General features: G+C 67.8%; 27 protein-coding genes and 1 tRNA gene. 9 read left to right on the forward strand and 19 right to left on the reverse strand.

The features are described 5' to 3' along the window. Positions 1-100: 100 nt before the first annotated feature. From H0B54_RS03880 to H0B54_RS03905, 6 genes are all read right to left on the reverse strand, one after another. Positions 101-664, reverse strand: a complete 564-nt coding sequence (locus H0B54_RS03880; protein WP_188259307.1) for a 1,2-dihydroxy-3-keto-5-methylthiopentene dioxygenase — start codon at positions 662-664, stop codon at positions 101-103. A 100-nt stretch (positions 665-764) separates the two neighbouring features. After that, complete coding sequence (locus H0B54_RS03885) at positions 765-2,000, reverse strand: MFS transporter (protein ID WP_188259308.1); 1,236 nt, start codon at positions 1,998-2,000, stop codon at positions 765-767. Positions 2,001-2,140: 140 nt separating this feature from the next. Then, positions 2,141-3,013 carry a VOC family protein gene (locus H0B54_RS03890; protein ID WP_188259309.1) on the reverse strand — a complete coding sequence of 291 codons (873 nt, stop codon included), beginning with the start codon at positions 3,011-3,013 and terminating at the stop codon, positions 2,141-2,143. An 89-nt stretch (positions 3,014-3,102) separates the two neighbouring features. Next, positions 3,103-3,615: a thioesterase family protein gene (locus H0B54_RS03895; RefSeq protein ID WP_188259310.1), complete on the reverse strand. Its 513-nt coding sequence runs from the start codon at positions 3,613-3,615 to the stop codon at positions 3,103-3,105. Between the two features lie 45 nt (positions 3,616-3,660). Continuing rightward, entirely contained in the window at positions 3,661-4,053 is a 393-nt protein-coding gene (locus H0B54_RS03900) for a MerR family transcriptional regulator (RefSeq protein WP_094302185.1), read from the reverse strand. A gap of 136 nt (positions 4,054-4,189) precedes the next feature. Then, on the reverse strand, positions 4,190-5,908 hold the full coding sequence (locus tag H0B54_RS03905; protein ID WP_188259311.1) for a long-chain-fatty-acid--CoA ligase: 1,719 nt from the start codon (positions 5,906-5,908) through the stop codon (positions 4,190-4,192). Positions 5,909-6,143: 235 nt separating this feature from the next. Here H0B54_RS03905 and H0B54_RS03910 point away from each other — a divergent pair, with 235 nt between their 5' ends. The 3 genes from H0B54_RS03910 to H0B54_RS03920 all read left to right on the forward strand — a co-directional run bounded on the left by H0B54_RS03910 (position 6,144) and on the right by H0B54_RS03920 (position 7,459). Then, on the forward strand, positions 6,144-6,452 hold the full coding sequence (locus H0B54_RS03910; protein ID WP_014240763.1) for an SCP2 sterol-binding domain-containing protein: 309 nt from the start codon (positions 6,144-6,146) through the stop codon (positions 6,450-6,452). 66 nt (positions 6,453-6,518) lie between these two features. Further along, entirely contained in the window at positions 6,519-7,151 is a 633-nt protein-coding gene (locus tag H0B54_RS03915; protein ID WP_188259312.1) for a DUF6134 family protein, read from the forward strand. A gap of 23 nt (positions 7,152-7,174) precedes the next feature. Continuing rightward, a complete protein-coding gene (locus tag H0B54_RS03920; protein ID WP_188259313.1) occupies positions 7,175-7,459 on the forward strand; it encodes a DUF1488 family protein in 285 nt (94 codons plus the stop codon). A 116-nt stretch (positions 7,460-7,575) separates the two neighbouring features. Here the strand turns inward: H0B54_RS03920 and H0B54_RS03925 are convergent, their stop codons facing one another. From H0B54_RS03925 to H0B54_RS03950, 6 genes are all read right to left on the reverse strand, one after another. Further along, a complete protein-coding gene (locus tag H0B54_RS03925; protein ID WP_188259314.1) occupies positions 7,576-8,343 on the reverse strand; it encodes an ABC transporter ATP-binding protein in 768 nt (255 codons plus the stop codon). Continuing rightward, entirely contained in the window at positions 8,331-9,095 is a 765-nt protein-coding gene (locus H0B54_RS03930) for an ABC transporter permease (protein WP_188259315.1), read from the reverse strand. The genes H0B54_RS03925 and H0B54_RS03930 overlap by 13 nt, the downstream gene beginning before the upstream one ends. A gap of 5 nt (positions 9,096-9,100) precedes the next feature. Continuing rightward, positions 9,101-10,147: an ABC transporter substrate-binding protein gene (locus H0B54_RS03935; protein ID WP_188259316.1), complete on the reverse strand. Its 1,047-nt coding sequence runs from the start codon at positions 10,145-10,147 to the stop codon at positions 9,101-9,103. A gap of 202 nt (positions 10,148-10,349) precedes the next feature. Continuing rightward, the gene (gene cysC / locus H0B54_RS03940) at positions 10,350-12,224 is read right to left on the reverse strand and encodes an adenylyl-sulfate kinase (RefSeq protein ID WP_188259317.1); all 1,875 of its coding nucleotides are present in this window, start codon (positions 12,222-12,224) and stop codon (positions 10,350-10,352) included. A gap of 18 nt (positions 12,225-12,242) precedes the next feature. Then, positions 12,243-13,040: a sulfate adenylyltransferase subunit CysD gene (cysD, locus tag H0B54_RS03945; RefSeq protein ID WP_014240756.1), complete on the reverse strand. Its 798-nt coding sequence runs from the start codon at positions 13,038-13,040 to the stop codon at positions 12,243-12,245. Continuing rightward, positions 13,037-13,747, reverse strand: coding sequence for a phosphoadenylyl-sulfate reductase (locus H0B54_RS03950; protein WP_425490003.1), 711 nt, complete (start codon positions 13,745-13,747; stop codon positions 13,037-13,039). Before H0B54_RS03950 ends, cysD begins: the two co-directional genes overlap by 4 nt. A gap of 233 nt (positions 13,748-13,980) precedes the next feature. On the opposite strand from H0B54_RS03950, the gene H0B54_RS03955 reads away from it, so the two are divergent. From H0B54_RS03955 to H0B54_RS03975, 5 genes are read left to right on the forward strand one after another with little or no spacing between them, the layout of a single operon-like run. Beyond that, a complete protein-coding gene (locus tag H0B54_RS03955) occupies positions 13,981-14,538 on the forward strand; it encodes an NAD(P)-dependent oxidoreductase (RefSeq protein ID WP_188259319.1) in 558 nt (185 codons plus the stop codon). Continuing rightward, positions 14,535-15,374: a uroporphyrinogen-III C-methyltransferase gene (gene cobA / locus H0B54_RS03960; RefSeq protein ID WP_188259320.1), complete on the forward strand. Its 840-nt coding sequence runs from the start codon at positions 14,535-14,537 to the stop codon at positions 15,372-15,374. The genes H0B54_RS03955 and cobA overlap by 4 nt, the downstream gene beginning before the upstream one ends. Before the next feature lie 24 nt (positions 15,375-15,398). After that, positions 15,399-15,734 (forward strand): DUF2849 domain-containing protein, encoded by a 336-nt coding sequence (locus H0B54_RS03965; RefSeq protein ID WP_188259321.1) that lies wholly within the window; start codon positions 15,399-15,401, stop codon positions 15,732-15,734. A gap of 35 nt (positions 15,735-15,769) precedes the next feature. Continuing rightward, on the forward strand, positions 15,770-17,458 hold the full coding sequence (locus H0B54_RS03970; RefSeq protein WP_188259322.1) for a nitrite/sulfite reductase: 1,689 nt from the start codon (positions 15,770-15,772) through the stop codon (positions 17,456-17,458). Next, positions 17,445-17,942: a DUF934 domain-containing protein gene (locus H0B54_RS03975; protein ID WP_188259323.1), complete on the forward strand. Its 498-nt coding sequence runs from the start codon at positions 17,445-17,447 to the stop codon at positions 17,940-17,942. The genes H0B54_RS03970 and H0B54_RS03975 overlap by 14 nt, the downstream gene beginning before the upstream one ends. Positions 17,943-17,994: 52 nt before the next feature. Here H0B54_RS03975 and H0B54_RS29450 read toward each other — a convergent pair whose 3' ends face one another. Further along, the gene (locus tag H0B54_RS29450; RefSeq protein ID WP_211109169.1) at positions 17,995-18,333 is read right to left on the reverse strand and encodes a hypothetical protein; all 339 of its coding nucleotides are present in this window, start codon (positions 18,331-18,333) and stop codon (positions 17,995-17,997) included. 263 nt (positions 18,334-18,596) lie between these two features. Here H0B54_RS29450 and H0B54_RS03985 point away from each other — a divergent pair, with 263 nt between their 5' ends. Beyond that, positions 18,597-20,363: a cation:proton antiporter domain-containing protein gene (locus H0B54_RS03985; RefSeq protein ID WP_188259325.1), complete on the forward strand. Its 1,767-nt coding sequence runs from the start codon at positions 18,597-18,599 to the stop codon at positions 20,361-20,363. 146 nt (positions 20,364-20,509) lie between these two features. Here the strand turns inward: H0B54_RS03985 and H0B54_RS03990 are convergent. The 6 genes from H0B54_RS03990 to rpmF all read right to left on the reverse strand — a co-directional run bounded on the left by H0B54_RS03990 (position 20,510) and on the right by rpmF (position 23,963). Further along, positions 20,510-20,586, reverse strand: a tRNA-Pro gene (locus H0B54_RS03990). A gap of 85 nt (positions 20,587-20,671) precedes the next feature. Then, positions 20,672-21,169, reverse strand: a complete 498-nt coding sequence (locus tag H0B54_RS03995) for a MerR family transcriptional regulator (protein ID WP_188259326.1) — start codon at positions 21,167-21,169, stop codon at positions 20,672-20,674. Between the two features lie 53 nt (positions 21,170-21,222). Beyond that, positions 21,223-21,561 carry an integration host factor subunit alpha gene (locus H0B54_RS04000; protein ID WP_014240747.1) on the reverse strand — a complete coding sequence of 113 codons (339 nt, stop codon included), beginning with the start codon at positions 21,559-21,561 and terminating at the stop codon, positions 21,223-21,225. 138 nt (positions 21,562-21,699) lie between these two features. Next, the gene (locus H0B54_RS04005) at positions 21,700-22,671 is read right to left on the reverse strand and encodes a beta-ketoacyl-ACP synthase III (RefSeq protein WP_188259327.1); all 972 of its coding nucleotides are present in this window, start codon (positions 22,669-22,671) and stop codon (positions 21,700-21,702) included. Between the two features lie 4 nt (positions 22,672-22,675). Beyond that, on the reverse strand, positions 22,676-23,728 hold the full coding sequence (gene plsX / locus H0B54_RS04010; RefSeq protein ID WP_094302201.1) for a phosphate acyltransferase PlsX: 1,053 nt from the start codon (positions 23,726-23,728) through the stop codon (positions 22,676-22,678). A gap of 49 nt (positions 23,729-23,777) precedes the next feature. Further along, positions 23,778-23,963, reverse strand: a complete 186-nt coding sequence (gene rpmF / locus H0B54_RS04015) for a 50S ribosomal protein L32 (RefSeq protein ID WP_014240744.1) — start codon at positions 23,961-23,963, stop codon at positions 23,778-23,780. Positions 23,964-23,989 lie beyond the last annotated feature (26 nt).

Consider the following 23,989-nt stretch of genomic DNA (forward strand, 5'->3'; position numbering starts at 1 on the left):
ACCGAAGGGCTTGTAACAGCACCGGTTTTCGCCCGCAATCGGCTGCGGCGAAAGGTAACGGCGGCGGCCGGGTCACGGCGGCCAGGTTACGGCGGCCGGGTCATGGTGCCGTACCGGTTCCCGGTTCGAACTTCGGAAAACGGTCGGCGATCACGTCGCCAGTGAAGGACGCCACCCAGCCGTCCGGACGCGTGAAGAAGCGAATGGCGGTGAATTCCGGGTCCGGCCCCATGTCGAACCAATGCTTCGTCTGCGCCGGAATGCTCAGCAGGTCGCCGGCCCCGCACACGATGCGGAACACTTTCTCGTCCATGTGCAGATAGAAGGCGCCGCCGCCCTGCACGAAAAAGCGGGCCTCATCCTCATCGTGGGTGTGTTCCGCGAGGAAGCTGGCGCGGCGGGCCGCCGCGTTCGGCAGACCGCGCGGCATCCGCACCACGTCGGCGGATTGGAAACCACGCGCCTCCTTCAGAGCGGCTACCGGCCCGGCGTAGGCCTCCAGCACCGCCTGGGCGTCGGCGGCGTCGGGAAGGGACCGGGATTCCGGCCAGCGTTCGAACAGCACGCCGGCCAGCGCCAGATGGGCGGTGACCAGCGCCGGGTCGGCGGACGACAGTTCGATAACCGTGGGATCGGTGTCGCTGTAGACGGACAAACGCGCCATGGCGGCCTCGTTGTGCAGGTGCGCCCAGAATGGGGCGAAGCGGCACACGGCGCAACCGAAACAGTTGAATTCATACCTCGGTATGCGCGCAATGAACGAATCAGCGGCGGATCGCCAGGGCCAGCGACACGATCAGCCCGAGCGCCAGCAAAAGGCCGACGAATCCGCCGACTCCGGCCCATCCGGACCCGTTCCAGAAGACACCGCCCAGCGTCCCGGCGATGGTGGAGCCCATGTAGTAGCAGAACAGATAGATCGCCGAGGCCTGCCCGCGGTTGATCGGCGCGCGTTGCCCGATCCAGCCGGAGGCGATGGTGTGGACCCCGAAGAAGGCGAAGGTGAACAGGGCGATTCCCGGCGTCATCGTCCACAGGCTGTCCGGCGTCATCAGCGCCAGCCCGGCCGCCATCATCGCAGCGGCGGCGGCCAGAACCCGCCCGCGCCCCAGCCGCACGGCCAGCCCGCCGAACAGCGGCGAACTGACGACTCCGCAGAGATAGACGGTGAAGACGGCCCCGACCGCCGCCGGACGCAGGTCGAAGGGGGGCGCCAGCAGGCGGAAGCCGATGTAGTTGAAGACGGTGACGAAGGCCCCCATGGACAGGAACCCCATGGCAAACAGGGCGAGCAGCCCGCGGTCCATCAGGTGCCCGCGCCACGCCGCCGCCAGTTCCCGCATGCCCGCCGGCCGACGCTGGAAGTTGCGCGAGGCGGGAAGCGCGAACCACACCGCCACCGCGGCGGCGATTCCCAGCGTGCCGATCACCCCCATCGCCATGCGCCAGGACGCGACGTCGGCGACCAAAGCCGTCAGCGCCCGGCCCGACATGCCGCCCAGCGCCGTTCCGCCGATGTACAAGCCCATGGTGACCCCGGCGGAGCGCGGGTCCACCTCCTCCGACACATAGGCCATGGCAACGGCGGGCAGGCCGCTGAGGGCCATCCCCTCCAACGCACGCACCAGCAGCAGCGACACCCAGTCCGGAGCCATCGCCCCGCTGATGCCCAGCGTGCCGGAGGCGAGCAGCGAGAGCGCCATGATGGCCTTGCGCCCGAACCGGTCGGACACCGCCCCGGCGACCAGAAGCGCGAAGGCCAGAACGCCGGTGGACACCGACAGGGCGAGGCTGGACTGTGCCGGGGTGACGCCGAACTCCTGCGTGAACTCCGGCATCAGCGGCTGCACGCAGTAGAGCGCGGCGAAGGTGGAGAAACCGGCCACGAAGAGGATGCGGCTTGCCCGCGTGTAGGCCGGCGTGCCGGCGACGAGGTACTGCGCCGCGCTCCCCTGCCCTGCCGGTTCGATCTGAACCCTGCCGAAATCGCCGTCCGCCACGTCGGTCCGCCCCTATGATGCACTGCAACATGCACGCAAGAGAGGAATGTGCGCCCGCGGCGGTGGCCTGTCCAACGGATCGAACGCAGTGCAGCAATATGATTCCGTTATGACAAACCGGCGTCGGCGGGATTAGCGAATCAGGGAATCAGGGCGCGCAGGTCGAAATCCTTGGCGAAGGCCAGCATGGCGCCACAGGCGCTCGCCGACGACACGCGCAGCACGCCGTTGCCGACGACGGTCGGGAACTTGCTCTTCTGAAGCGCCTGCTGGGCGCGCTCCAGATCGGCGACCCGCAGCACCATTCCGGCCAGAAAGGGGCGCGGAACCGCCAAGGCCGGGTCGCTGGTCCATCCCCAATGCAGAGCGGCGGGATCGGCCACCACGATGGGGGCGCTGCCGGTCGGCACGACGCGCGCCGGCCCCTGCGCCTCCACCGCCGTACCGAACAGGCGCGCGTAGGAGGCGGCGGTGGCGTCGGGATCGTCGGCGGCGACGACCAGGGCGGCAAGCCCGGTCACCGTGTTGTCGTGCTGGATCAGTTCCGGACGCCAAACCACCTCGGGGGTGTGGTGCTGGCAGAGGAAGACCCGCCCGCCCCATTCCGGAACGCCGTCGATCGGGGTGGTGGTGAAGCGCGCCTGCTGCGCGCCGCCCGGAAGATCGACGGGGCGGCCGAACTCCACCGGCTCGCCCGCCGGATAGCCGGCCTCGACCAGGAGGCGTTGCGCCGCCCGCGCGTCGTCGGTCTTCAGCGCCGCCGCGGCGATGCCCTCGCGGGTTTTCAACACGTTGCTGAAGAAGGCGGTGAAGGGGTGCGGCTGTTCGATGGCGAGCAGTTCCAGATAGTCGCCCGCCCCGAACATCATGGTGTGGTTGGCCGACTTCAGCTCGCCATGCCGGCCCTTCGGCGAGATGGTGAAGCCCATGCGGCGATAGGCGTCCTGCGCCTTCTCCAGATCGCGGACGACGATGACGAGATGGTCGATGCCATTGATTCCGTGTGCGCCCATGACCCTTGCCCTTCCGCTTTGCCGGCTTTTCCCGTTCGGCCAGCCATAGTGCAAGGAGGAGGCGCAACGCAAGTCTCGGGGCGCAAGCGTCAGGGCGCAAGCGGTCGCTCGCGCCACGCGGCGACGACGTCCGGCATGGGCGGCGATTCCCGGTGCTCGCCGTGGATCGCCAGAATCTCCGTCGGGGCGACCACGGCGCCGCGCGCCACGAAGGCGCCCTGCACCACGGCCAGCGCCGCCGTGCCCGTGGCGGTCTCCACCCGGTGCTCGATGAAGAAATACTTGTCGTCCCAGCACAGCACGCGGGTCGCCAGCTCGAAGCGCTGGAAGGGCGCCAGCGGACGGCGGAAGCGCACATTGGCGGCGCCGATCACCGGTTGCCAGCGGTGGCGCAGGATCGACCGCCCCATGCCGGAACGCAGCATCAGATCAACGCGCCCCAGGTCCATGACGCTGAAATAGCGGGCGTTGGTCATGTGCATGTTGAGGTCAAGGTCGGTCGGCCACACCCGGAAGCGCAGCCGCGCCGGTTCGAGGAACCCCACCGGCCGACCGGTCAGAGCGGCCACGATGACGCCGATCAGGCGGAACAGCAAATTCATACCCCATCCCCTCCGGCTTGGCCGGGCGGGCGGGACCGCACCGGCTCAGGCGCTCTTGGACGCCAATCCGCGCTCGTCGAGCGCGGCCTGCACCTGGGCCTCGATCTCCCGCAGTTCGCCCACGGTCGCCTCCAGGTCCTGGCGCTGCTGCTCCAGGTCCTTCAGCCGCGCGTCGATGCGCTTCTGCAGGACCTTCAACTGCTCCACCCCGCCATCGACGTTGTAGAGGTCGAGATACTCGCGGATCTCCGCCAGCGAGAAGCCCAGCCGCTTGCCCCGCAGGATCAGCTTCAGCCGGGCGCGGTCGCGCTTGGTGTAGACGCGGTTGTTGCCCAGGCGGTTGGGCGACAGCAGCCCCTTCACTTCGTAGAAGCGGAGGGCGCGCGGCGTGATGCCCAGTTCCTCCGCCAACTGATTCACCGTGTAGAGCTGTTCCATGGTGGGGGGCACGCCTTCCGTCACGTCGCGCCGCGGCGGCGTGGGGAACGAAGGCCGCTCGCTCCACGCCGCCGGACGGCGTCTCCGTTCCTACCACACACACCACGGCGTGACAAAGCCACGCGCCTTTCCGATGTCACTCCCCCGGCTTTTGTAGGGTCTCGGCGATCAACTCCTTCTTCGACAGCTTGCCGACCGCCGTCTTGGGCAGCTCGGCGCGGAATTCGATCAGCTTCGGCATCTCGATCCGCGAGATCTTGTCGCGCAGGAAGTCCTTGAGCTGTTCCGCGGTCAGGCTGGCTCCGGGCTTGAGCTGGACGAATGCCTTCGGGCTCTGGCCGCGGTAGTCGTCGGGGACGCCGATGACGCAGACGGCGACCACGTCGGGGTGCTGGTAAATGGCCTCCTCGATCATGCGCGGATAGACGTTGTAGCCGCCGCAGATGATCAGGTCCTTCAGCCGGTCGAGCAGGAAGACGTAACCGTCCTCGTCCATCACCCCGACGTCGCCGGTGAACAGCCAGCCGCCGACGATGGTGCGCCGGCTTTCCTCGTCCTTGTTCCAATAGCCGGCCATGACGTTGGGGCCGGACAGCACGACCTGCCCCTTTTCGCCGGACGGCAACACGCGGTCGGGATCGTCCAGCGCGCGGATCTGCACCATGATGCCGGGGAGCGGCAGGCCGATGGAGCCCTCCTTGTTCACCCCGGTCAGCGGGTTGCAGGCGCAGACCGGCGACGCCTCGCTCAGACCGTAGCCTTCCACCAGCACGCAGCCGGTGGCCTCCTCGAACTGACGCTTCAGCTCCATCGGCAGCGGTGCCCCGCCGGAGATGCAGTAGCGGATCGACCGCATCGGATGGCGCGCCACGTCCGGATGGCTCAGCAGCGCCTTGTACATGGTGGGCACGCCGGGCAGCAGGGTGGGCTTGCGCCGCGCGATGGTCTTCAGGACCTGCAATGTGTCGAAGCGCGGCAGCATGACCAGTTCCGCCCCCGCCGCCAGCCCCATGTTCAGGATCACCGTCATGGCGAAGACGTGGAAGAAGGGCAGGACGGCGAGCATCCGCTCCTCGCCCAGCGCCATTCCAGGGAACCAGGCCTGCACCTGCCGGGCGTTGGCCACGAGGTTGGCGTGGGTCAGCATCGCCCCCTTGGGCACGCCGGTGGTTCCGCCGGTGTATTGCAGCACCGCCACGTCGCGTCGCGGGTCCACCCGCACCGGCTGGACGACGCCGTCGTTGCCCAGCAGCGAGTCGAAATCCACGTGCCGCCCGTCCTGCGGGATGCTCGCCAGCTCGCTGCGCTTCAGCACGCGGAACAGCACGCTCTTCACCGGGGACAGGATCGAGGCCATGCGGCAGACGACCACCGTCTTTAAAGACGTCCGGTCCAGCATCGCCTCGATGCGCGGGTAGATTTGCTTCAGATCGAGCGTGACCATGATCTCGGTCCCGGAATCCTCGATCTGGTGCTCCAGCTCCCGCTCGACATAGAGCGGGTTGTAGTTCACCACCGTGCCGCCGGCCTTCAGAATCCCGAAATAGGCGATCACGTAGGTCGGCGTGTTCGGCAGGCACAGCCCCACCCGGACACCCGGCTTCACCCCCAGCGCGGCGAAGCCCTTGGCCGCCCGGTTCACCAGCCCCAGCACCTCCGCGTAGCGGTAGCGGCGGCCGAGAAAATCCAGGCACGGACGGTCGGCGTAGCGGCGGGCGGCCTCCTCGAACAGCTCGGCCAGCGGCGTCACAGGGATCGGCTGGTCCCAGGCGATGCCCTCGGGGTAATGGGCCAGCCAGGGATGGGCCGGCGTGTCGTCGCCGATGCTGCCCCGGCGCGCAAGATTCTCGGTCATCTCCGATCCTCCCGGCTGCGCGTCGGGTCAGGACAGACGACGGCGGAAGGCGGTGCGGGGCTTTCGGAGTCCGGGCGCGGCGGCGGTCTGCATGGTTTCACTCCCCTTGATTGATTTGATGTTTCCCGGATCGTTGAGGCGCCGGAAACGTTTTGGTTATGACGTTGACGTAAACGTAAACTACGCCTACTGTCAAGGTCCGACAAACACGAATCCAGGGGAGAGTGACTGATCCATGGTTGAGGACATCCTGCGCGAACTCCAGTCCCGCTCCACCAGCTTCCGCAGCCTGAAGGCCGACGTCCGCTTCGCGCTGGAGGACGGCGAGGCGGTGCGGGTCAACGCCCGCGAGACGCCCGTCGCCATCGCGCGGGAGGACGCCGGGGACGCCGATCCCGACTGCACCATCCGCATCTCCGCCGAGAATCTGAAGAAGCTGATGGACGGGCGGCTGAACCCGATGCTGGCCTTCACCATGGGCAAGCTGAAGGTGGACGGATCGATGGGCGTCGCCATGAAGCTGGCGCAGCTTCTCGACGACTGAGCGAAGGCAACGGACGGCGGCACCATAAGCCGCCGCCGCATCACGAACACAGGGAGGGAACGATCCATGACGCACGCCCTGCGCGCGGCGCTGGCGGCCGCCGGTCTGCTGCTGTCCACGGCCGCGGCCCACGCCGCCGAGCCGCGCACGCTGACCTACCGGATTCTGATGGGCGACGATCCGGTGGGGACGGAAACCGTCCGGCTGGAGCTGCAGGGCGACGTGACCAAGGTCGCGGTCACCGCCTCGACGCGGGTGAAGGTGCTGTTCATCAACTTCCGCTACGATCACAAGCGGGAAGAGGTCTGGAAGGGCCGGACGCTCGAATCCATGAGCGCCCAGACCGACGACGACGGCACGCCCCACGCCATCCGGATGATGCGGACCAGCGGCGGCTATTCCGTCACGGTGGATGGCAAGGTCGGACAGGCCGGCGCCGACACCCTGCCCCTGACGCTGTGGACGCCCGAGGTGCTGAAGCGCCCCACCCTGCTGTCGGTCATCGACGGTAAGCCCTACAGCGTGCGCAGCGACCTCGTCGGCACCGAGACGCTGACCGTCGGCGGGCGCGCCGTTCAGGCGCAGCATCACCGCATTTCCGGCGACGTGGAGCGCGACCTGTGGTTCGACGCGCAGGGCACGCTGCTGAAGACCCGCTTCAAGCGCAGCGGCTACGATGTTACCTACATCCTGGACTGAGATGTGTTCTGCGTGAGGGTGTGATGCCGCTGTTCGTGTTCCCCGACGACCCGTCCTGGAACGAGGAGGCCGACGCCGTGGAGTTCGCGGTGGAGGTCGGGGAGTATCACGGGCGGGTCTTCGTCCCGCGCCGCGCCCTGCAAAGCCTCGCCGGCCATCTGCCGAAACCGGACGAGGCGCTTCAGTATGTCTGCCTGAACCGCCCGGTCTTCGACAAGGCGGTGGAAGCCCGCATCATGGACCGCAAGCTGGACCCGGATGCGAACGTCCATTTGACGGCAAGGGATGTGCGGCGGGTCGCGCCGTAACGCGTGAGTGGTTGAACGGAGCCCCCACCCAACCCTCCCCGCTTCTCAGGGGAGGGCTTTTTCTCCTCCCCCTGCGAAGCGGGGGGAGGCCGGGAGGGGGGCCCGGTTCGACACCCTCAAATGCTGTAATTGTCCGCGATCCCCGACCGCAACTGCTCCACCTGTTCGCGGAAGCCACCGCTCTCGCGGCCCGGCTCGTTGCGGACGTCCTGGACGATGCGCGCCGGGCTGCCACCCAGAACGATGATGCGGTCGGCGAGATGCACCGCCTCTTCCAGGTCGTGCGTGACGAACAGCACCGTCTTGCCCGTCTCGCGGTGGATGCGCAGCAGCTCGTCCTGAAGGCTGTGCCGCGTGATGGCGTCGAGCGCGCCGAAGGGTTCGTCCATCAGCAGGATGTCGGGATCGACGGCCAGGGCGCGGGCGATGCCGACGCGCTGGCGCTGGCCGCCCGACAGCTCATAGGGCCAGCGCCGCCCATAATCGTCCAGACGGACGAGGCGCAGCGCGGCGGCCACCCGCTCCTCCCGCTCGGCGGTGGAGATCGGCAAACCCTCCAGGCCGAAGCGGACGTTCTTGGCGACCCGCCGCCAGGGCAGCAGGCGGGCGTCCTGAAAGACGAGGCTGACCGGACGGTGGCCCGGCTTCTTCGTCTCGTGGATGGTCACGGCACCGGCGCGCGCCGTGTGCAGCCCGGCGACGACGCGCAGCAGGGTGGATTTGCCGACGCCGGACGGCCCGACGATGGCGACGAAGCTGCCGCGCTCGACGGACAGGTCGACGTCGACCAGAACCGGAGGAGACTCGGCGCCGTAGCCGATCGCGACGCCTCTCAAATCAATGACAGCAGAGCCGTTTACGTTGGTGCCGTTCACTTTTGCCATGCCAGCACCCGCTGCTGAACCTGCATGAACAGGAAGTCGCACACGCCGTAGAGCGCCGCGATGGTGACCATGTAGAGCACGACGATGTGCGTGGCGAGCAGGCCGGAGGCGTCGGACATGCGCGCGCCCAGGCCCGAGATGCCGAACAGTTCCGCCGCCACCACCGTCATCCAGCCCTGCCCCAGCCCGGCGCGCACGCCGGCCAGAATGCCCGGCAACGCGCCGGGCAGGACGATCTTGAACAGGCGCGGGATCAGCCCGCCCTGCCCGAAGGCGTGGCCGAGTTCGATCAGGTCCTTGTCCACCCCGCGCACCGCGCTGTAGGTGGCGTAGTAGTTGATCCAGAAGACCGTCAGCGCGATCAGGAAGGTCGCCGCCGACTTGCTGACGCCGAACCAGATGATGGCGAAGGGGATCCAGGCGATGGACGGGATGGGACGCAGCATGCGCACCACCCAGGCCTGGAAGGCGTCCCAGATGCCCCAGGTCGCCGCCGCCGTGCCGAAGGTGATGCCGAGGACGGTGCCGAGCGCCAGCCCCGACAGATAGTGCGACAGGCTGGCGAAGACCATCGCCTGCCAAGTGCCGGACCGGAACTCCGTCAGGAAGGCGCCGGGCACCGCGCTGGGCGACGGCAGCAGGCCGGAGGGCACGATGCCGCTGCGCGCCAGCGCTTCCCAGGCGAGCAGGAAAGCGCCGACGCCGAGCGCCGACAGGGCGATGGAGCTGTGGAGCTTCAGCGGCTGACGCATCGCGCTTACTTCGCGGCAGCCGCGTCGTAGAAGCGGAAGTCGAACGCCTCCGCCACCGGGACGGTCCCCTCGGCGGAGCCGATCTCCTTGGCGTAGGCCATCATCTGCTCGACCGCCGGGACAACGCCGTGCGGGTCGGCGACGAACTTGGAGCCCGGCGAGCGGAAGGCGGCCTCCAGCGTGGCCGGCTCCATCAGGCCCTTGCCCAGATACTCGTTGGCGACCTTGGCGGAGCGGGCCGGGTCCTTGGCGATCAGGTCGACGGCGCGGATGTGCGCCTTGAGAAGGCGGGTCAGCGCCTCGCCATGCTCCTTGGCGACCGGGCCACGGACCGCGATAACGGTGCCGGGCTGGTTCGGGAACATCTCCGCGCCGGTCGCGAGAAGACCGACGTTCGGGTCCATCTTCTGGGTCACGGTCACCGTCGGTTCACGAATGGTGGCGGCATCGAGCGCGCCGGCGAGCAGGGCCTGCTGGGTCTTCTCGATGCCCATGGAGATGATCTCCACGTTGGCCGGGTCGGCTTTCAGCACCTTGAACAGCCAGTGGCGCAGCACCGTGTCCGGAACCGAGCCCGGCGGCTGCGTGCCGATCTTGACCTTGCGACCGCTGTCGGCGACGAACTTCGCGATGGACTCCGCGGTGGCCTTGCCGCCCAGCGCCTTGGCGAACTCGCCGCGGCTGGCGACGACCATCTCCTCGACCGCCGAGTTGGCGATCACCGACACGTCGGCCCCCTTCGAGCGGGCGACCAGGACCGGAGCGACGCCCGCGTAAAGCAGGTCGATCTTGCCGGCGGCCATCGCCTGGATGGCGTGCGGGCCGGATTCGAACTTGGTCAGCTTCAGGTCGATGCCCGCCTCGCGCGCCCAGCCTTCCCCTTCCAGGATGAACAGCGGAGCGGCGGCGAGGATGGGAATGTAGCCGACCTCCAGCTTCACCGGGTCGGCGGCGCGGGCCGCGCCGGGCGTGAAGGCGGTCAGGGACGCGGCGGTCAGGGACGCGACGGCGGCCACAGCCAGCATCGCGGAGCGTCGGGTCAGGGCGGTCATGGATCCATCCTCGCAGGAATTTGCCCGCCTATTTAGCACATCCCCTATCGGAAGGAAGAGCGAATTGCACAAATCACCGTGATGTAATGGAGCATTTCACAAATTCGTCTGGTCCTTATATGCACCAATCCCCCCATAGGAAAAGGCTCCACCCCCGGACCAGGAATGGAGCCTTGCCGTCGCAACCGAACGAGAGGGAGGATTACACCCGGCCGCGCTTCAGGGCGTTCTTGCCGAACGCGCCGTCCACATAGTCGAGCAGTTCGCCCAACGCCTCCACCGGGGTCACCGCGCCGGTGTCGATGGTCAGCTCCGCCGACTCCGGGGCCTCATAGGGGGCGGACACACCGGTGAACTCCGGGATCTCTCCGGCGCGCGCCCGGCGGTACAGGCCCTTGGGGTCGCGCGATTCGCAGGTGGCGAGATCGGCGGCCACATAGACCTCGTGGAAGCACTCGCCGCCGATGGCCCGCGCCCGCGCCCGGTCGGCCTGGAGCGGCGAGATCAGCGACGCGATGACCAGCACGCCGGCGTCGGCGAACAGCTTGGCCGTCTCGGCGACGCGGCGGATGTTCTCCGCCCGGTCCTCCGCCGAGAAGCCCAGCCCGGCGTTCAGCCCGTTGCGGACATTGTCGCCGTCCAGCACGAAGACCTGCCAGCCGCGGTCGAACAAGGCCCGCTCCAGCGCCATGGCCAGCGTGGACTTGCCGGCCCCGGACAGGCCGGTCAGCCAGAGGATGCCGCCCTTGTGGCCGTTGGCGGCGTTGCGCTCGTCCGCGGTGACGGCGTGCGACACCTCGGTGGTGTTGGTCGAGGCGGCGGGACCCTCGTCCACCTCGACGACGATGCAGCCGCCGACCACGTCGTGACCGTCGATCAGCACGCCGCGCCCGGTGCGCGACAGCGCCGAGGCGAGGTCGACGGCGATCGGGGAACGGGAGCGCAGGACGACCTCGGCGACCTCGTTGCGATGGACGGCCTTGGCCGGGGTGCTCGACAGATCCTCGATGTCGATGACGGCGGTGATGCTCTCCACCGTCACGCGGTGCTCGCCCGTCGTGATCTTCAGCGTGTAGGTCTTGCCGACCGCCAGAGGCTCCGAGGTCAGCCAGAAGGCGCGGACGCCCAGCCGGTGGGTGACGTGCGGCGCCCCCTCCTCGTGATGGGCGATGTGGCCGCGCTCGGCGAAGATGCGCTTGTCGAGCGTGATGCCGATGCTCTGCCCGGCCTGGGCGGCGACGATGGGCTGGCTGTGGTTCCACCCCTCGATGCTGACCACCGTGGCGGTGGCGCCGGTCGGCGAGAAGCGCAGCGTGTCGCCGACGCGCAGGCGCCCGCTCTCGATGCGGCCCGCCAGGATGCGGCGGTCGTCGGGCTTGTAGACGTCCTGCAGCGGGAAGCGCAGCGGCAGTTCGGTCGGCGCCTGCTGCGGGCGGAAGGCGTCGAGCGCCTCCACCACGGTCGGTCCCTCGTACCAGGGCGCCTTATCGGAGCGGGTGACGATGTTGTCGCCGTGGCGGGCCGCGATCGGGATCACCGTGGAGGTGTGCAGGCCGAGTTCCGCCAGATAGGCGCGGATCTCCTGAGACACCGCCTCGAACCGGTACTGGTCGAAGTCGACGCGATCCATCTTGTTGACGGCGACGGCCACCTGGCGCACGCCCAGCAGATGCAGCAGGAAGGCGTGGCGCCGCGACTGCTCCAGCGCGCCTTCGGCGGCGTCGATCACCAGCAGGGCGGCGTCGGCCTGCGAGGCGCCGGTCACCATGTTCTTCAGGAACTCGGTGTGGCCCGGCGCGTCGATGATGACGTAGGGGCGCTGCTCCGTCTTGAAGTGGATCTGCGTGGTGTCGATGGTGATGCCCTGGTCGCGCTCGGCCTGGAGCGCGTCCATCACGAAGGCCCATTCGAAGGGCATGCCGCGCTTGCGGCTCATCTCGTGGACCTGCTCCACCTTGCCGTCGGGCAGGCTGCCGGTGTCGTTCAGCAGGCGCCCGATCAGCGTCGACTTGCCGTGGTCGACATGGCCGACGATGACGATGCGGAGCTGGCCGTTCAGTTCGTTCCGGATGTCCATGGTCCCAATCCCCGCTTCTTACATGTAGCCCGAGCTGCGCAGGCGCTCGAAGCTGTCCTCGGCCTCGTTGTCCATGGCGCGGCCGGCGCGCTCCGGAATGCGGGTCACGACCAGTTCGGCGATGATCTCGTCGATGGTGCCGGCGGTGCTGTCCACCGGGAAGGTGATGTTCTTCTCACCCAGCGAGCGGTAGCGCTTGCCGTCCTTGGCGAAGTACAGCGGGACGATGGGAATCCCCTCGCGCTTGGAATAGCGCCAGATGTCCAGCTCGGTCCAATGCAGCAGCGGGTGGATGCGGACGTGGGTGCCTTCGTCGAAGCGGGTCTTGTAATGGTCCCAGAACTCCGCCGGCTGGTCCTTCACGTCCCAGTCGCCTTCCAGCGAACGGGGGGAGAAGACGCGCTCCTTGGCGCGCGTCGCCTGCTCGTCGCGGCGGATGCCGACCATGATGCCCTGGTACTTGCCGGTGCGGAGCAGGTTCTTCAGCCCCTCCGTCTTGCGGGCGGCGGCGCGCGTCAGCGGCGGCAGGGTCTGGTCCATGTCCGCTTCCGGCGGGCACTGCTCCACCCGCAGGTCGAGGTCCCACTCCCCGGCGATGCGGTCGCGGAAGTCGTAGACCTCCTGCAATTCCATCGCGGTGTCGAGCTGGACCACCGGGAACGGAACGCGCCCGAAGAACGCCTTGCGGCAGAGCCAGAGCAGGACGTTGCTGTCCTTTCCGATCGACCACAGCAGAGCCAGCTTGTCGATGCGGTTGTAGGCCTCGCGAAGGATGTAGATGCTCTGGCTCTCAAGGTAGTCGAGATCGGCGGTCATTGTGCGGTTCCGGTTTTCTTGAAGGTGTGTATGCCGCATTCGGTCTTGGCGGTTCCGGCCCAGCGGCCCGACCGCGGGTCCGCACCGGGAGCGACACGCTCGGTGCAGGTGAAGCAGCCGATGGACAGGAAGCCGTCGGCCTCAAGCGGGTGGCGCGGCAGGTTGCGCCGGGTGAATTCCTGCTCGATCCGCTCGCGGTCCCAATGGGCGAGTGGGTTGATCTTGATGCGCCCCGTGCCCTCCTCCCCCTCGAACAGGGAAAGGGCGGCGCGCGTGGTGGCCTGGAAGCGCTTGCGTCCGGTCACCCAGGCATCGAAACCCTCCAGCGCGCGGTCCAGCGGAACCGTCTTGCGCAGATGGCAACAGGCGTCGGGCGAGCGCGTGAACAGCAGGCCGTCGGGGTCCTCCCCGGCCAGATCCGCGTCGGTCGGGCCGATCGTGCGAACGCCGGTCAGGCCGAGCGCGGCGATCAGCTTGTCGCGGTAGCGCAGAGTCTCGCCGAACAACTTTCCTGTGTTGACGAAAAGCACCGGGAAGGACGGGTCGGCCTCCGCTGCCAGGGCGAGCAGAACCGCGGATTCCGTTCCGAAGGATGAAACCACGGCGACGCGGCCGTTGAATTCATCACGCAGAAGGGCGTTCAGAAGCACCGCTCCGTCCAGCCGCCCATACCGTTCGGTCAGGTCAGCCACGCGGTCGAGTTTCACAGCATGTGCAAGTCCATCGAGCATGGCCTATTTGCCTATCCACGAAGTGGAGTATTTGTTCTGAATTGCACATTAACACCAGTTTCACGTCGTTGCAACGCATATACATTGTCTACTTGTATTATAGGTTTAAGGGAGTTTGTGAAATCTGTTGATTGCACCCTGCCATCGCGCTTAAATGCGCCCATGACGTCTATTCACGATAGCTTCGGTGTGCATTCCGGGTGGCGGCGGTGATCCCGATCACTCTCGACCCCACGCATGTGCGGATTGCGCTGGTCGGCCAGGGACCGCTGGCGAAGCGCCGTCTTGCGCAATTGCTGGACGGTGGTGCGGCACCGGCGGTCTATTCCCCGGCACCGGATGAGGAGTTGGCCACTCTTGCGGGAACCGCGCTTCGCCGTGCCCTGCCCTCCCTTGCCGAATTGGACAAAGTCCAAGTGTTGTTCGTGGTCGGGGTCGACGACCCCGCCGCGGAAACGCTGGCCCGTCAGGCGCGGTCGCGGAACATCCTAGTGAATGTCGAGGATGTGATCCCGCTGTGTGATTTCCACGCGCCGTCTGTGATACGCCGCGGCGACCTTCTGATGACCGTGTCCACCGGGGGCAGGAGCCCGGCCCTGGCGCAGGTTCTCCGCGAACGGCTGGAGACGCTGTTCCCTGCCGTCTGGGCGGACCGGCTGGCGGAACTCGCCGCGCTCCGCGACCGCCTGCGCGCCGCGGGCGCCAAGGGACCCGAGGTGCTGCGCGCCTGCCGGGATCTGATCGCCGCCAAAGGATGGCTGCCATGATCGCATCGTCTCTTCTGTCCCGCCTGCCCGCCTTCGAGCCGGGCAGCGTCTGGCTGGCCGGGGCCGGTCCCGGCGATCCGGGCCTGCTGACCCTGCTGGCCGCCAAGGCGCTGGGCGAGGCCGACGCCATCGTCCATGACGCCCTGGTCGGCGGCGGCATCCTGGAGGCCGCCAACCCCGACGCCCTGCTGGTGGACATGGGCAAGCGCGCCGGCCATCCGTCCCCCAAGCAGGAGGCGATCAACGAACGGCTGGTGGAACTGGCGCGGGAAGGCCGGCGGGTGCTGCGGCTGAAGGGCGGCGACCCCTTCGTCTTCGGGCGCGGCGGCGAGGAATGCCTAGCGCTGGCCGAGGCCGAGATCCCCTTCCGCGTGGTGCCCGGCGTGACCGCGGGGATCGGCGGGCTGGCCTACGCCGGCATCCCGGTGACCCACCGCGGCTTCGGCACCACCGCGACCTTCGTCACCGGCCACGACAAGGCCGGCGGTCTGCCCGCCGATCTGGACTGGGACGTGCTGGCGCGGATGCCCGGCGCGCTGGTCTTCTACATGGCGCTTGGGACCATCGGGACCATCGCCGAGCGCCTCGAAGCCGCCGGCAAGCCGCCGATGACCCCGGTCGCCATCGTGTCGAGCGCCAGCACCGAGGCGCAGAGCGTCATCGAGACCAATCTTGCCCATTGCGCGCGGGACGTCGTGCGGCTACAGGCCAAGCGCCCCGCGATCGTCGTGGTCGGCGAGGTCGTGCGGCTGCGCGCCCTGATCGGCGCGTGGCAGCAGACCACCGGCCAGAATCCGTTCCATAGGGGCCTGTCCCCCATCGCCGTGTCGGCGTGAGCGTACGTGTTAGGAGTTGAAGGCATGGCGTTGAACGATAAGTCCAGGAACGAGGCGGTGCTGAAGGCCATCACCGCCAACCGCCTGCGTGACGGCGAGGTGATCTTCCTCGCCCCCGGCCCCGATCTTGGCTGGGTGGAGCGTCTGGACGACGCCGCCCTGTTCGAGGACGCGACCACCGCCGAAACGGTTCTGGCCGCCGCCAAGGCCAAGGCCGAGGGCGAGCAGTTCGCCGTGGACGTCTACGCCTTCGACCTGCGCGTCACGGACGGGCAGCGGGTGCCGGTCAAGACGCGGGAGCGCATCCGGGCGCTCGGCCCCACCGTCCGCATCGATCTCGGCAAGCAGGCTGCGGCCTGAACCGGGCGGCCACTCTTTTGACAAGGGCGAGTTCCATGAACCACATCGCGCCCGGCCGCAACGCCGGGGTCTACAGCTACGACGACATCGACCGCCGCTTCGTCGCGGAGCGCGTGGAGCAATTCCGCGCCCAGGTCGAGCGCCGCCTGTCCGGCGAGCTGACGGAGGAGGAGTTCAAGCCCCTGCGGCTGATGAACGGCCTCTACCTCCAGCTCCACGCCTACATGCTGCGCATCGCCGTTCCCTACGGCGTCCTGACCTCGCGGCAGCTCCGCAAGCTGGCCGAGATCGGGCGCAAGTACGACAAGGGCTACGGCCATTTCACCACCCGCCAGAATCTCCAGTTCAACTGGATCAAGCTGGAGGACACCCCGGCGATCCTGCACGAGCTGGCCGAGGTGGACATGCACGCGCTGCAGACCAGCGGCAATTGCGTGCGCAACGTGACCACCGACCAGTTCGTCGGCGCGGCGCGGGACGAGGTGGTGGACGGGCGCGTCTACGCGGAGATCCTGCGGCAGTGGACGACCCTGCACCCCGAATTCACCTTCCTGCCGCGCAAGTTCAAGATCGCCATCATGGGGTCGGACGCCGACCGCGCGGCCATCCGCATCCATGACGTCGGTGTCTTCGCCAAGCGCAACGAGCGGGGCGAGGTCGGCTTCACCTTCTACGTCGGCGGCGGTCTGGGCCGGTCGCCCTTCGTCGGCAAGCTGGTCCGCGACTGGGTGCCGGAGGAGGACTTCGTCGCCTATCTCGAAGCCATCCTGCGCGTCTACAACCAGTATGGCCGGCGCGACAACATCTACAAGGCGCGCATCAAGATCCTCGTCCACGAACTGGGCCAGGAGAAGTTCACCCAGGAGGTGGAGGAGGAGTTCGCCCGCCTGCGCGGACCGAAATACCGCCTCGCGCCGGAAATCGTCGACGAGATCCGCCGCCGCTTCGGCGGCCCGGCCTTCGAGACGCTGACCGACGAGCCGGAGTCCTTCCAGGCCGCCAAGGCCGCGAACCCGGACTTCGCCCGCTGGGTGGCGGTCAACGTGCTGGCCCACAAGGTCCCCGGCTACGCCGCCGCCACCATCTCCCTGAAGCCCGCCGGCGGCATCCCCGGCGACGCCACGTCGGAGCAGATGGAGCTGGTCGCCGATCTGGCCGACGCGCACAGCTTCGGTGAACTCCGCGTCAGCCATGCCCAGAACCTCGTGCTGGCCCATGTCCGGCAGGACGAACTGTTCACGCTGTGGACGGCGCTGGAGGCCAACGGGCTGGGCACGCCGAACGCCGGGTTGATCGGCGACATCATCGCCTGCCCCGGCCTCGACTACTGCGCGCTGGCCAACGCCCGCTCGATCCCGCTGGCCCAGGCCATCTCAGCCCGCTTCGCCGACCCGGCGCGGCAGCAGGCCATCGGCGAGCTGGGCATCAAGATCAGCGGCTGCATCAACGCCTGCGGCCACCACCATGTCGGCGCCATCGGCATCCTGGGCGTGGATAAGAAAGGCGAGGAGTTTTACCAGATCACCGTCGGCGGCGACCCGACCCTGACCACGGCGATCGGCGACATTCTCGGCCCGGCGGTGACCGCCGACGAGACGGTGGACGCCATCGAAGCCATCGTCGAGGTCTATCTGTCCAATCGGCACGACGGGGAACGCTTCATCGACACGCTGAAGCGCGTCGGCCATGGCCCGTTCAAGGAGAGAGTCTATGCCGCTCATTAAGGACGGCCGCATCGTCGAGGACGAGTGGGTTGCGGTCGCCGACGGCGAGCCGGTTCCCGCCGACCGCCCCGCCATCATCACCTTCGAGCGCTGGCAGGCGGAGCGCGCGAGCTTCGACGGGCGCAACGCGGCGCTCGGCGTCCGGGTCAAGAGCGGGACCCTGGCCCCGGCCATCGCATCGGACCTGGACCGCTTCGCCCTGGTGGCGATCGAGTTCCCGAAGTTCCGCGACGGCCGCGGCTTCTCCACCGCCCGCGAGCTGCGGGAACGCTACGGTTACGAAGGCGAGATCCGGGCGGTCGGGCACGTCATCCCCGATCAGTACCGCTTCCTCCTGCGCACCGGCTTCACCTCCGCCGAGGCGCCGGAGAACACCAACCCGGAGAGCTGGGCACACGCCCTGACGGAGATCACCGTCGCCTTCCAGCCGTCGCTGGACGACCCGCAGCCGCTGTCGCTCCTGCGCCGCCGCCTGGGGTCCTGACGCACATCGCGCCGCGCCCGCGCCCCAACCATGGGAGCGGGCGCCGTGCGGCTCAGATCCCGTTGAACGCCCAGAACAGGCCTGCCGCCACGGCGACGGCAACCACCACGACAATCCCGGCCACGGATCGCCGCAACCGGGCCTCGCGCCGCTCGACCTCCTGGCGCTTTCTCAGCAGATACTGCTGCTCGGGTCCGAGAAAGGCTCCCGAATCGCCCTCCAGGGACAGGGCGCGCTTCGCCACGCTCCGGCCGCGCGTCACGGGGGCCGTCCGGACTGGTGGCCGCGCCGCCCGCCCTTCCAGAACCATCGATTCGCCCGCCAGAGAGCGTCCCGCCCCCGGACGGCCCCGTCCCGCCTTCCTGGATGCCTTGCGTCTTTTGCTCGCCATGCTTCTCACCTTACCGTGGCCGGCGAAGCATAGCGGCCCCGTCCCGCTTATCCACCCCTTGATGACGGCGGGCCAGCAAGGTCACACCATGCACTTCCCTGCTTCCGCCGAAACATCGAGCAATTGAGGAGAATTCGCGAGAGCCACCTTTTAGTTCCCGGAAAATCGAACGGGAAACTGGAAAAAATCCCTACAACACCGCCCACAAGCACCAGCAAAATCCGTACTATGCGGCATCGCGCCGATGCAGCCAGGATTTTCGCATGTCCCACGACGTTCCGCTCATTTCCATGATCGCCATCGCATTCGGGTTGGCCTTCATCTTCGGATACCTCGCTGATCGCATTCGCTTGCCTCCCCTCGTCGGTTATCTGGTCGCCGGTATCATCATCGGTCCCTTCACGCCGGGCTTCGTCGCCGACGGTGCCCTGGCCGCCCAGTTGGCCGAGATCGGCGTCATTCTTCTGATGTTCGGAGTCGGTCTTCATTTCTCGCCTTCGGACCTGCTGGCGGTCCGGAAAATCGCCATACCCGGCGCCGTCGGCCAGATCGGCCTCGCCACCGCGCTGGGAGTCGGGTTGGCCTGGCTGTGGGGTTGGAGTCTCGGCGCCGGCCTCGTGCTGGGCCTCAGCCTGTCGGTGGCGAGCACGGTCGTGCTGCTGAAGGCCCTGGAAGAGCGCGACATGCTGAACACCGCCGAAGGCCGCGTGGCGGTCGGCTGGCTGATCGTCGAGGACCTCGCGATGGTCCTGGCGCTCGTGCTGCTGCCGGCCCTGGCGGAGGTCCTGGGCGGCCACGCACCGGGCGCCGCCGCGGGGCACGGCGCCGGACCGGACGGGCCGATCTGGCTGACGCTGGCCCTGACGCTGGGCAAGGTGGCGGCCTTCTCCGTTCTGGCGATCGTGCTCGGCCCGCGGGTCGTCCCGGTGATCCTGACCAAAGTGGCGCGCACCGGCTCGCGCGAGCTGTTCACCCTGTCGGTTCTCGCCATCGCACTCGGCGTCGCCTACGGCTCGGCGGTGCTGTTCGGCGTGTCCTTCGCACTGGGCGCCTTCTTCGCCGGTGTGGTGCTGAACGAGTCGCGCTTCAGCCACAAGGCGGCCACCGATTCGATGCCGTTGCAGGATGCTTTCGCCGTTCTGTTCTTCGTATCGGTCGGCATGCTGTTCGACCCGTCGATCCTGCTGCGCGATCCGCTGGCGGTCATCGCCGTGGTGGCCCTGATCGTCGTGGGCAAGTCGCTGATCGCCTTCGGCATCGTGATTCTGCTGCGCTTTCCGGTGGGCATGGGATTGGCGGTGTCGGCCAGCCTCGCGCAGATCGGCGAATTCTCCTTCATCCTCGTCGGGCTGGGCCTGTCGCTCGGCCTGTTGCCGGACGAAGGGCGGGACCTCGTGCTGGCCGGCGCGCTGTTGTCGATCACATTGAACCCGGCGGTCTTCGCCGGCGTCGCTGCGCTGCGCAAGCATCTCCAGGCCAAGCGAACCGCCGGTGTGCCGCCCTATGGCTGGGAACAGTTCGAGCAGCTCCAGAGCAGCCTCGCCAATGCTCGCCACCAGGCGGAGGAGCGCGAGAAGGAGCATGATCTGCAGATCCAGGCGCTGGCCAAGACCTTCCCGGTGCTGTCGCTGCTGGACGCGCACGAGCAGGAGCGGCTGATGATGCTGTTCCGGCCCAAGTCGGCGGTTCCCGGCGAGCGGATCATCCGCAAGGGCGATCGCGCCAACGCCATGTACTTCATCTCGTCCGGCGCCGTGGAGGTGCTCATGGAAGGCCAGACCATCCGCCTGGACGCCGGCACGATGTTCGGCGAGATGGCCCTGCTGAGCGGCCAGCGGCGCAACGCCGACGTCGCCGCGGTCGACTACTGCCAGCTTCAGGTGCTGGAGCGGCGCGATTTCAACCAGTTCACCGCCCGCCATCCGGCGCTGCGCACGGCCCTGATCGACATGGCCGCGCAGCGGCGCAAGATGAACCAGCAGGACGCCGCCACCACCGACGCCATAGCGGCGTCGGAGACCGCTGCCTGAACGTCGGCAGACGCGGTCCCTTATGGAACAGCCGCCGGCCTCTCCAGCAGAGGCCCGGCGGTGTCCGCGAGCCGGCCGGACGACAAAAGCAAAAGAAAAGGCCTTGGAGCCGATCAGCTCCAAGGCCTTTTCATCTTCCGGAACATTGGTCGGAGCGACAGGATTTGAACCTGCGACCCCCAGACCCCCAGTCTGATGCGCTACCAGGCTGCGCTACGCTCCGTTCGACGGACCGCCCTTCGTTCCGGAAGGGAGCGGGACTATAGCCGGGACCTTGGTCCAACGCAAGCGCTACAGTTCACTTTTTTTCACACTTCTCGAATTTCTTTCCCCTCGCCCACAATGAGCAGAAGGCGCGCCTCCTTCAACTCGTCGAGAGCCTGGGCGATGGCCTGCCGAATGGTGTCTGACATGCTATCCAGCGCCACGATCGGCGCGGTCTCCTCCATGGCGGCCAAGGCCACAGGCGCCTCGTCCGGAGCGGTCTCAAGGACATCCGGTTCATCCGGCGCGCCCTCCTCCCTCCTCCGGGCGTCCGGATCGTCGTCCACCTTCCCGTCCTTCAGCAGGCGCTGGACACCCTTGATCGTGTAGCCCTCGCCATACAGCAGGTTCTGAATCTGCCGCAGCAGATCCACGTCTTCCGGTCGGTAGTAGCGCCGCCCTCCGCCGCGCTTGAGCGGACGGAGCTGCGGGAACTTGCCTTCCCAGAAGCGCAGCACATGCTGCGGCACGTCCAGGTCGGACGACACCTCGCTGATCGTTCGGAACGCCGTGGCGGACTTCGTGGTGCCGCGCGCCTTCATATCCGGGAGACCTTTCCGGGAAACCTACGTTGTCGGCCGGTCCGTGCGGCGGATCAGGAAACCGCCTTCACGCGCTGCGCCTCGGCTTCCTCCGCCTCCACGACCTCGTTGATGCGGTTCTTCAGGACGTGGCTCGCCCGGAAGACCAGGACGCGCCTGGGCAGGATCGGCACCTCTTCGCCGGTCTTCGGGTTGCGGCCGACCCGCTGCCCCTTCTGCCGGATCTGGAAACTGCCGAAGGACGAGATCTTGACCATCTCGCCGCGGGCCAGGGCGTCGGAGATCTCCTCCAGGACGCTTTCGACCAGATCGGCGGATTCGTTGCGCGACAGGCCGACCTCTTGGTAGACCGCTTCGCTGAGCTGCGCGCGGGTGACGGTGTTCTGTGACATGGTTCGCTTCCCCCCCGAAACCATAGGGGAAAAACCGTAATCCGGGGAAAGAACCCGGTCAATTCAAAAGCTTGGATCGCGTCGTTGTGAGCAGCGCAGCAAACGCAGCCCTCGGGGGAAGCAAAGCGGGTGCGCCGCTTACCAGCGCACCATCGCGGCGCCCCAGGTCAGGCCGCCGCCGATGGCCTCCATGAGGATCAGGTCGCCGCGCTTCACGCGGCCGTCGTGCACCGCCTCGCACAGCGCGAGCGGGATCGACGCGGCGGAGGTGTTGCCGTGGCGGTCCACCGTCAGCACGACCTTGTCGGTCGGCAGTTTCAGCTTGCGGGCGATGCCGTCGATGATCCGCTGGTTGGCCTGGTGCGGCACCAGCCAGTCCACCGCCGACGGTTCCAGACCGTTGGCGGCCAGAGCCTCCTCGACGACGGAGGACAGCTTGCTGACGGCGTGGCGGAACACGTCCTGGCCGTTCATCCGCACATGGCCCGCTGTGCCGGTGGTGGACGGGCCGCCATCGACGTAGAGCAGACCGTACTGGGCGCCGTCCGAGTGCAGGTGGGTGGACAGCACGCCGCGGTCCGCCGGGGTCCCGGCGGCGTCGTAGCCTTCCATCACCACGGCCCCGGCGCCGTCGCCGAACAGGACGCAGGTGGTGCGGTCCTTCCAGTCGAGCAGGCGGGAGAAGGTCTCCGCGCCGATGACCAGAGCGCGGTTGGCCTGCCCGATGCGGATGAAGTTGTCGGCGATCGACATCGCGTAGACGAAACCGGCGCACACCGCCTGGATGTCCAGCGCGAAGCCCTTGGTCCCCAGCGCCGCCTGCACCTTCGTCGCGGTGGCCGGGAAGGTGTTGTCCGGAGTCGTCGTCGCCAGCACGATGCAGTCGATGCTGGTGGCGTCCACCCCGGCATGCTCCAGGGCGCGGGTCGCCGCGGCGATGGCGAGGTCGGAGGTCAGTTCCCCGTCAGCGGCGATATGCCGCGACTTGATGCCGGTGCGCTGGACGATCCACTCGTCCGAGGTGTCCACACGGGCTTCGAGGTCGCGATTCGTCACGACGTTGGCCGGGAGGTAGGAACCGCAGCCGAGAATCCGGGAACGCTTGACCATGATGTTAGACCGCCGCCGCCTTCGTGTCGGGAAGAGGCTTGGCGTCGCCGAGACGCTGCATCTCTTCCTTGATTCGGTCGTTGAAACCGTTTGCCGCCAGATTGTAGGCCACACCGATGGCGTTGGCGAACCCAATGGCGTCGGTGCCCCCGTGGCTCTTCACGCAGACGCCGCGCAGGCCCAGGAACATGGCGCCGTTGTAGCGGCGCGGATCGGTGCGCTGCTTCAACCGCTTGAAAGCCCCGCGGGCCAGCAGATAACCAAGACGCGCCGTCCAGGAGGACTGGAACGTCCGGCGCAGGAACTCCGTGAAGAGCTTCGCCGTGCCTTCGGCGGTCTTCAGCGCGACGTTGCCGGTGAAGCCATCGGTGACGATCACGTCCACCGTGCCGGTGGCGATGTCGTTGCCCTCGACGAATCCGTGGAAACGCCCCGGCAGCGGCATCTCGCGCAAGCGGGTTGCGGCGGCGCGCACCACCTCGTTCCCCTTCACCTCTTCCGAACCGATGTTCAGCACGCCGATGGTCGGCTCGGACAGGTTCAGCGCGGTGCGCGCGAAGACCGCGCCCATCACGGCGAACTGCACGAGGTTCTCGGGCTGGCATTCGGTGTTGGCGCCGAGGTCGAGCATGACGCTCTCCCCCCGCAGGGTCGGGAAGAAGGAGGCGATGGCCGGGCGGTCGATCCCGGGAATCGTCTTCAACACGAACTTGGCCATGGCCATGAGCGCGCCGGTGTTGCCGGCGGACACCACGCAGGCGGCTTGCCCGCCCGCCACCGAATCGATGGCGAGACGCATGCTCGACTGGCGTCCGGCGCGCAGCGCGACCGACGGCTTGGCGTCGCCGGCCACGGCGTCCGGGGTGTGGCGCACCTCGGCCACCGCTCTCAAAGCGGGCCGCTGCGCGAGCAGCGGCTCGATGCGGGCGGTGTCCCCGAACAGCAGGTAATGCACCTGCGGGTGACGCTCGCGGGCGATATCCGCCCCGGCGATCACCATGTCGGGTCCTTTGTCACCGCCCATGGCATCAAGGGCAATGGTCAGGCGCTGGCTCACCGCGGACAGGCTCCCTGGCTAGGACGTAGGGCGGCCAACCAAACCGCCATCAGGCCGCCGGAGCGCTCTGAACCACTTCGCGCTGGTCGTAGTGACCGCAAGAGCCGCAGACATGGTGCGGGCGCTTCAGCTCGCCGCAGTTCGAGCACTCGGCGTAGGACGAGGTCGGGAGAGCGTGGTGCGAGCGACGCATGTTGCGGCGCGACTTGGAGGTCTTCTTCTTCGGAACAGCCATGGCCGTAAACTCTCTTCATTGTAAAA

Origin of the sequence: Azospirillum tabaci (assembly GCF_014596085.1) — a bacterium.
GTDB classification, from domain to species: Bacteria; Pseudomonadota; Alphaproteobacteria; order Azospirillales; family Azospirillaceae; genus Azospirillum; species Azospirillum tabaci.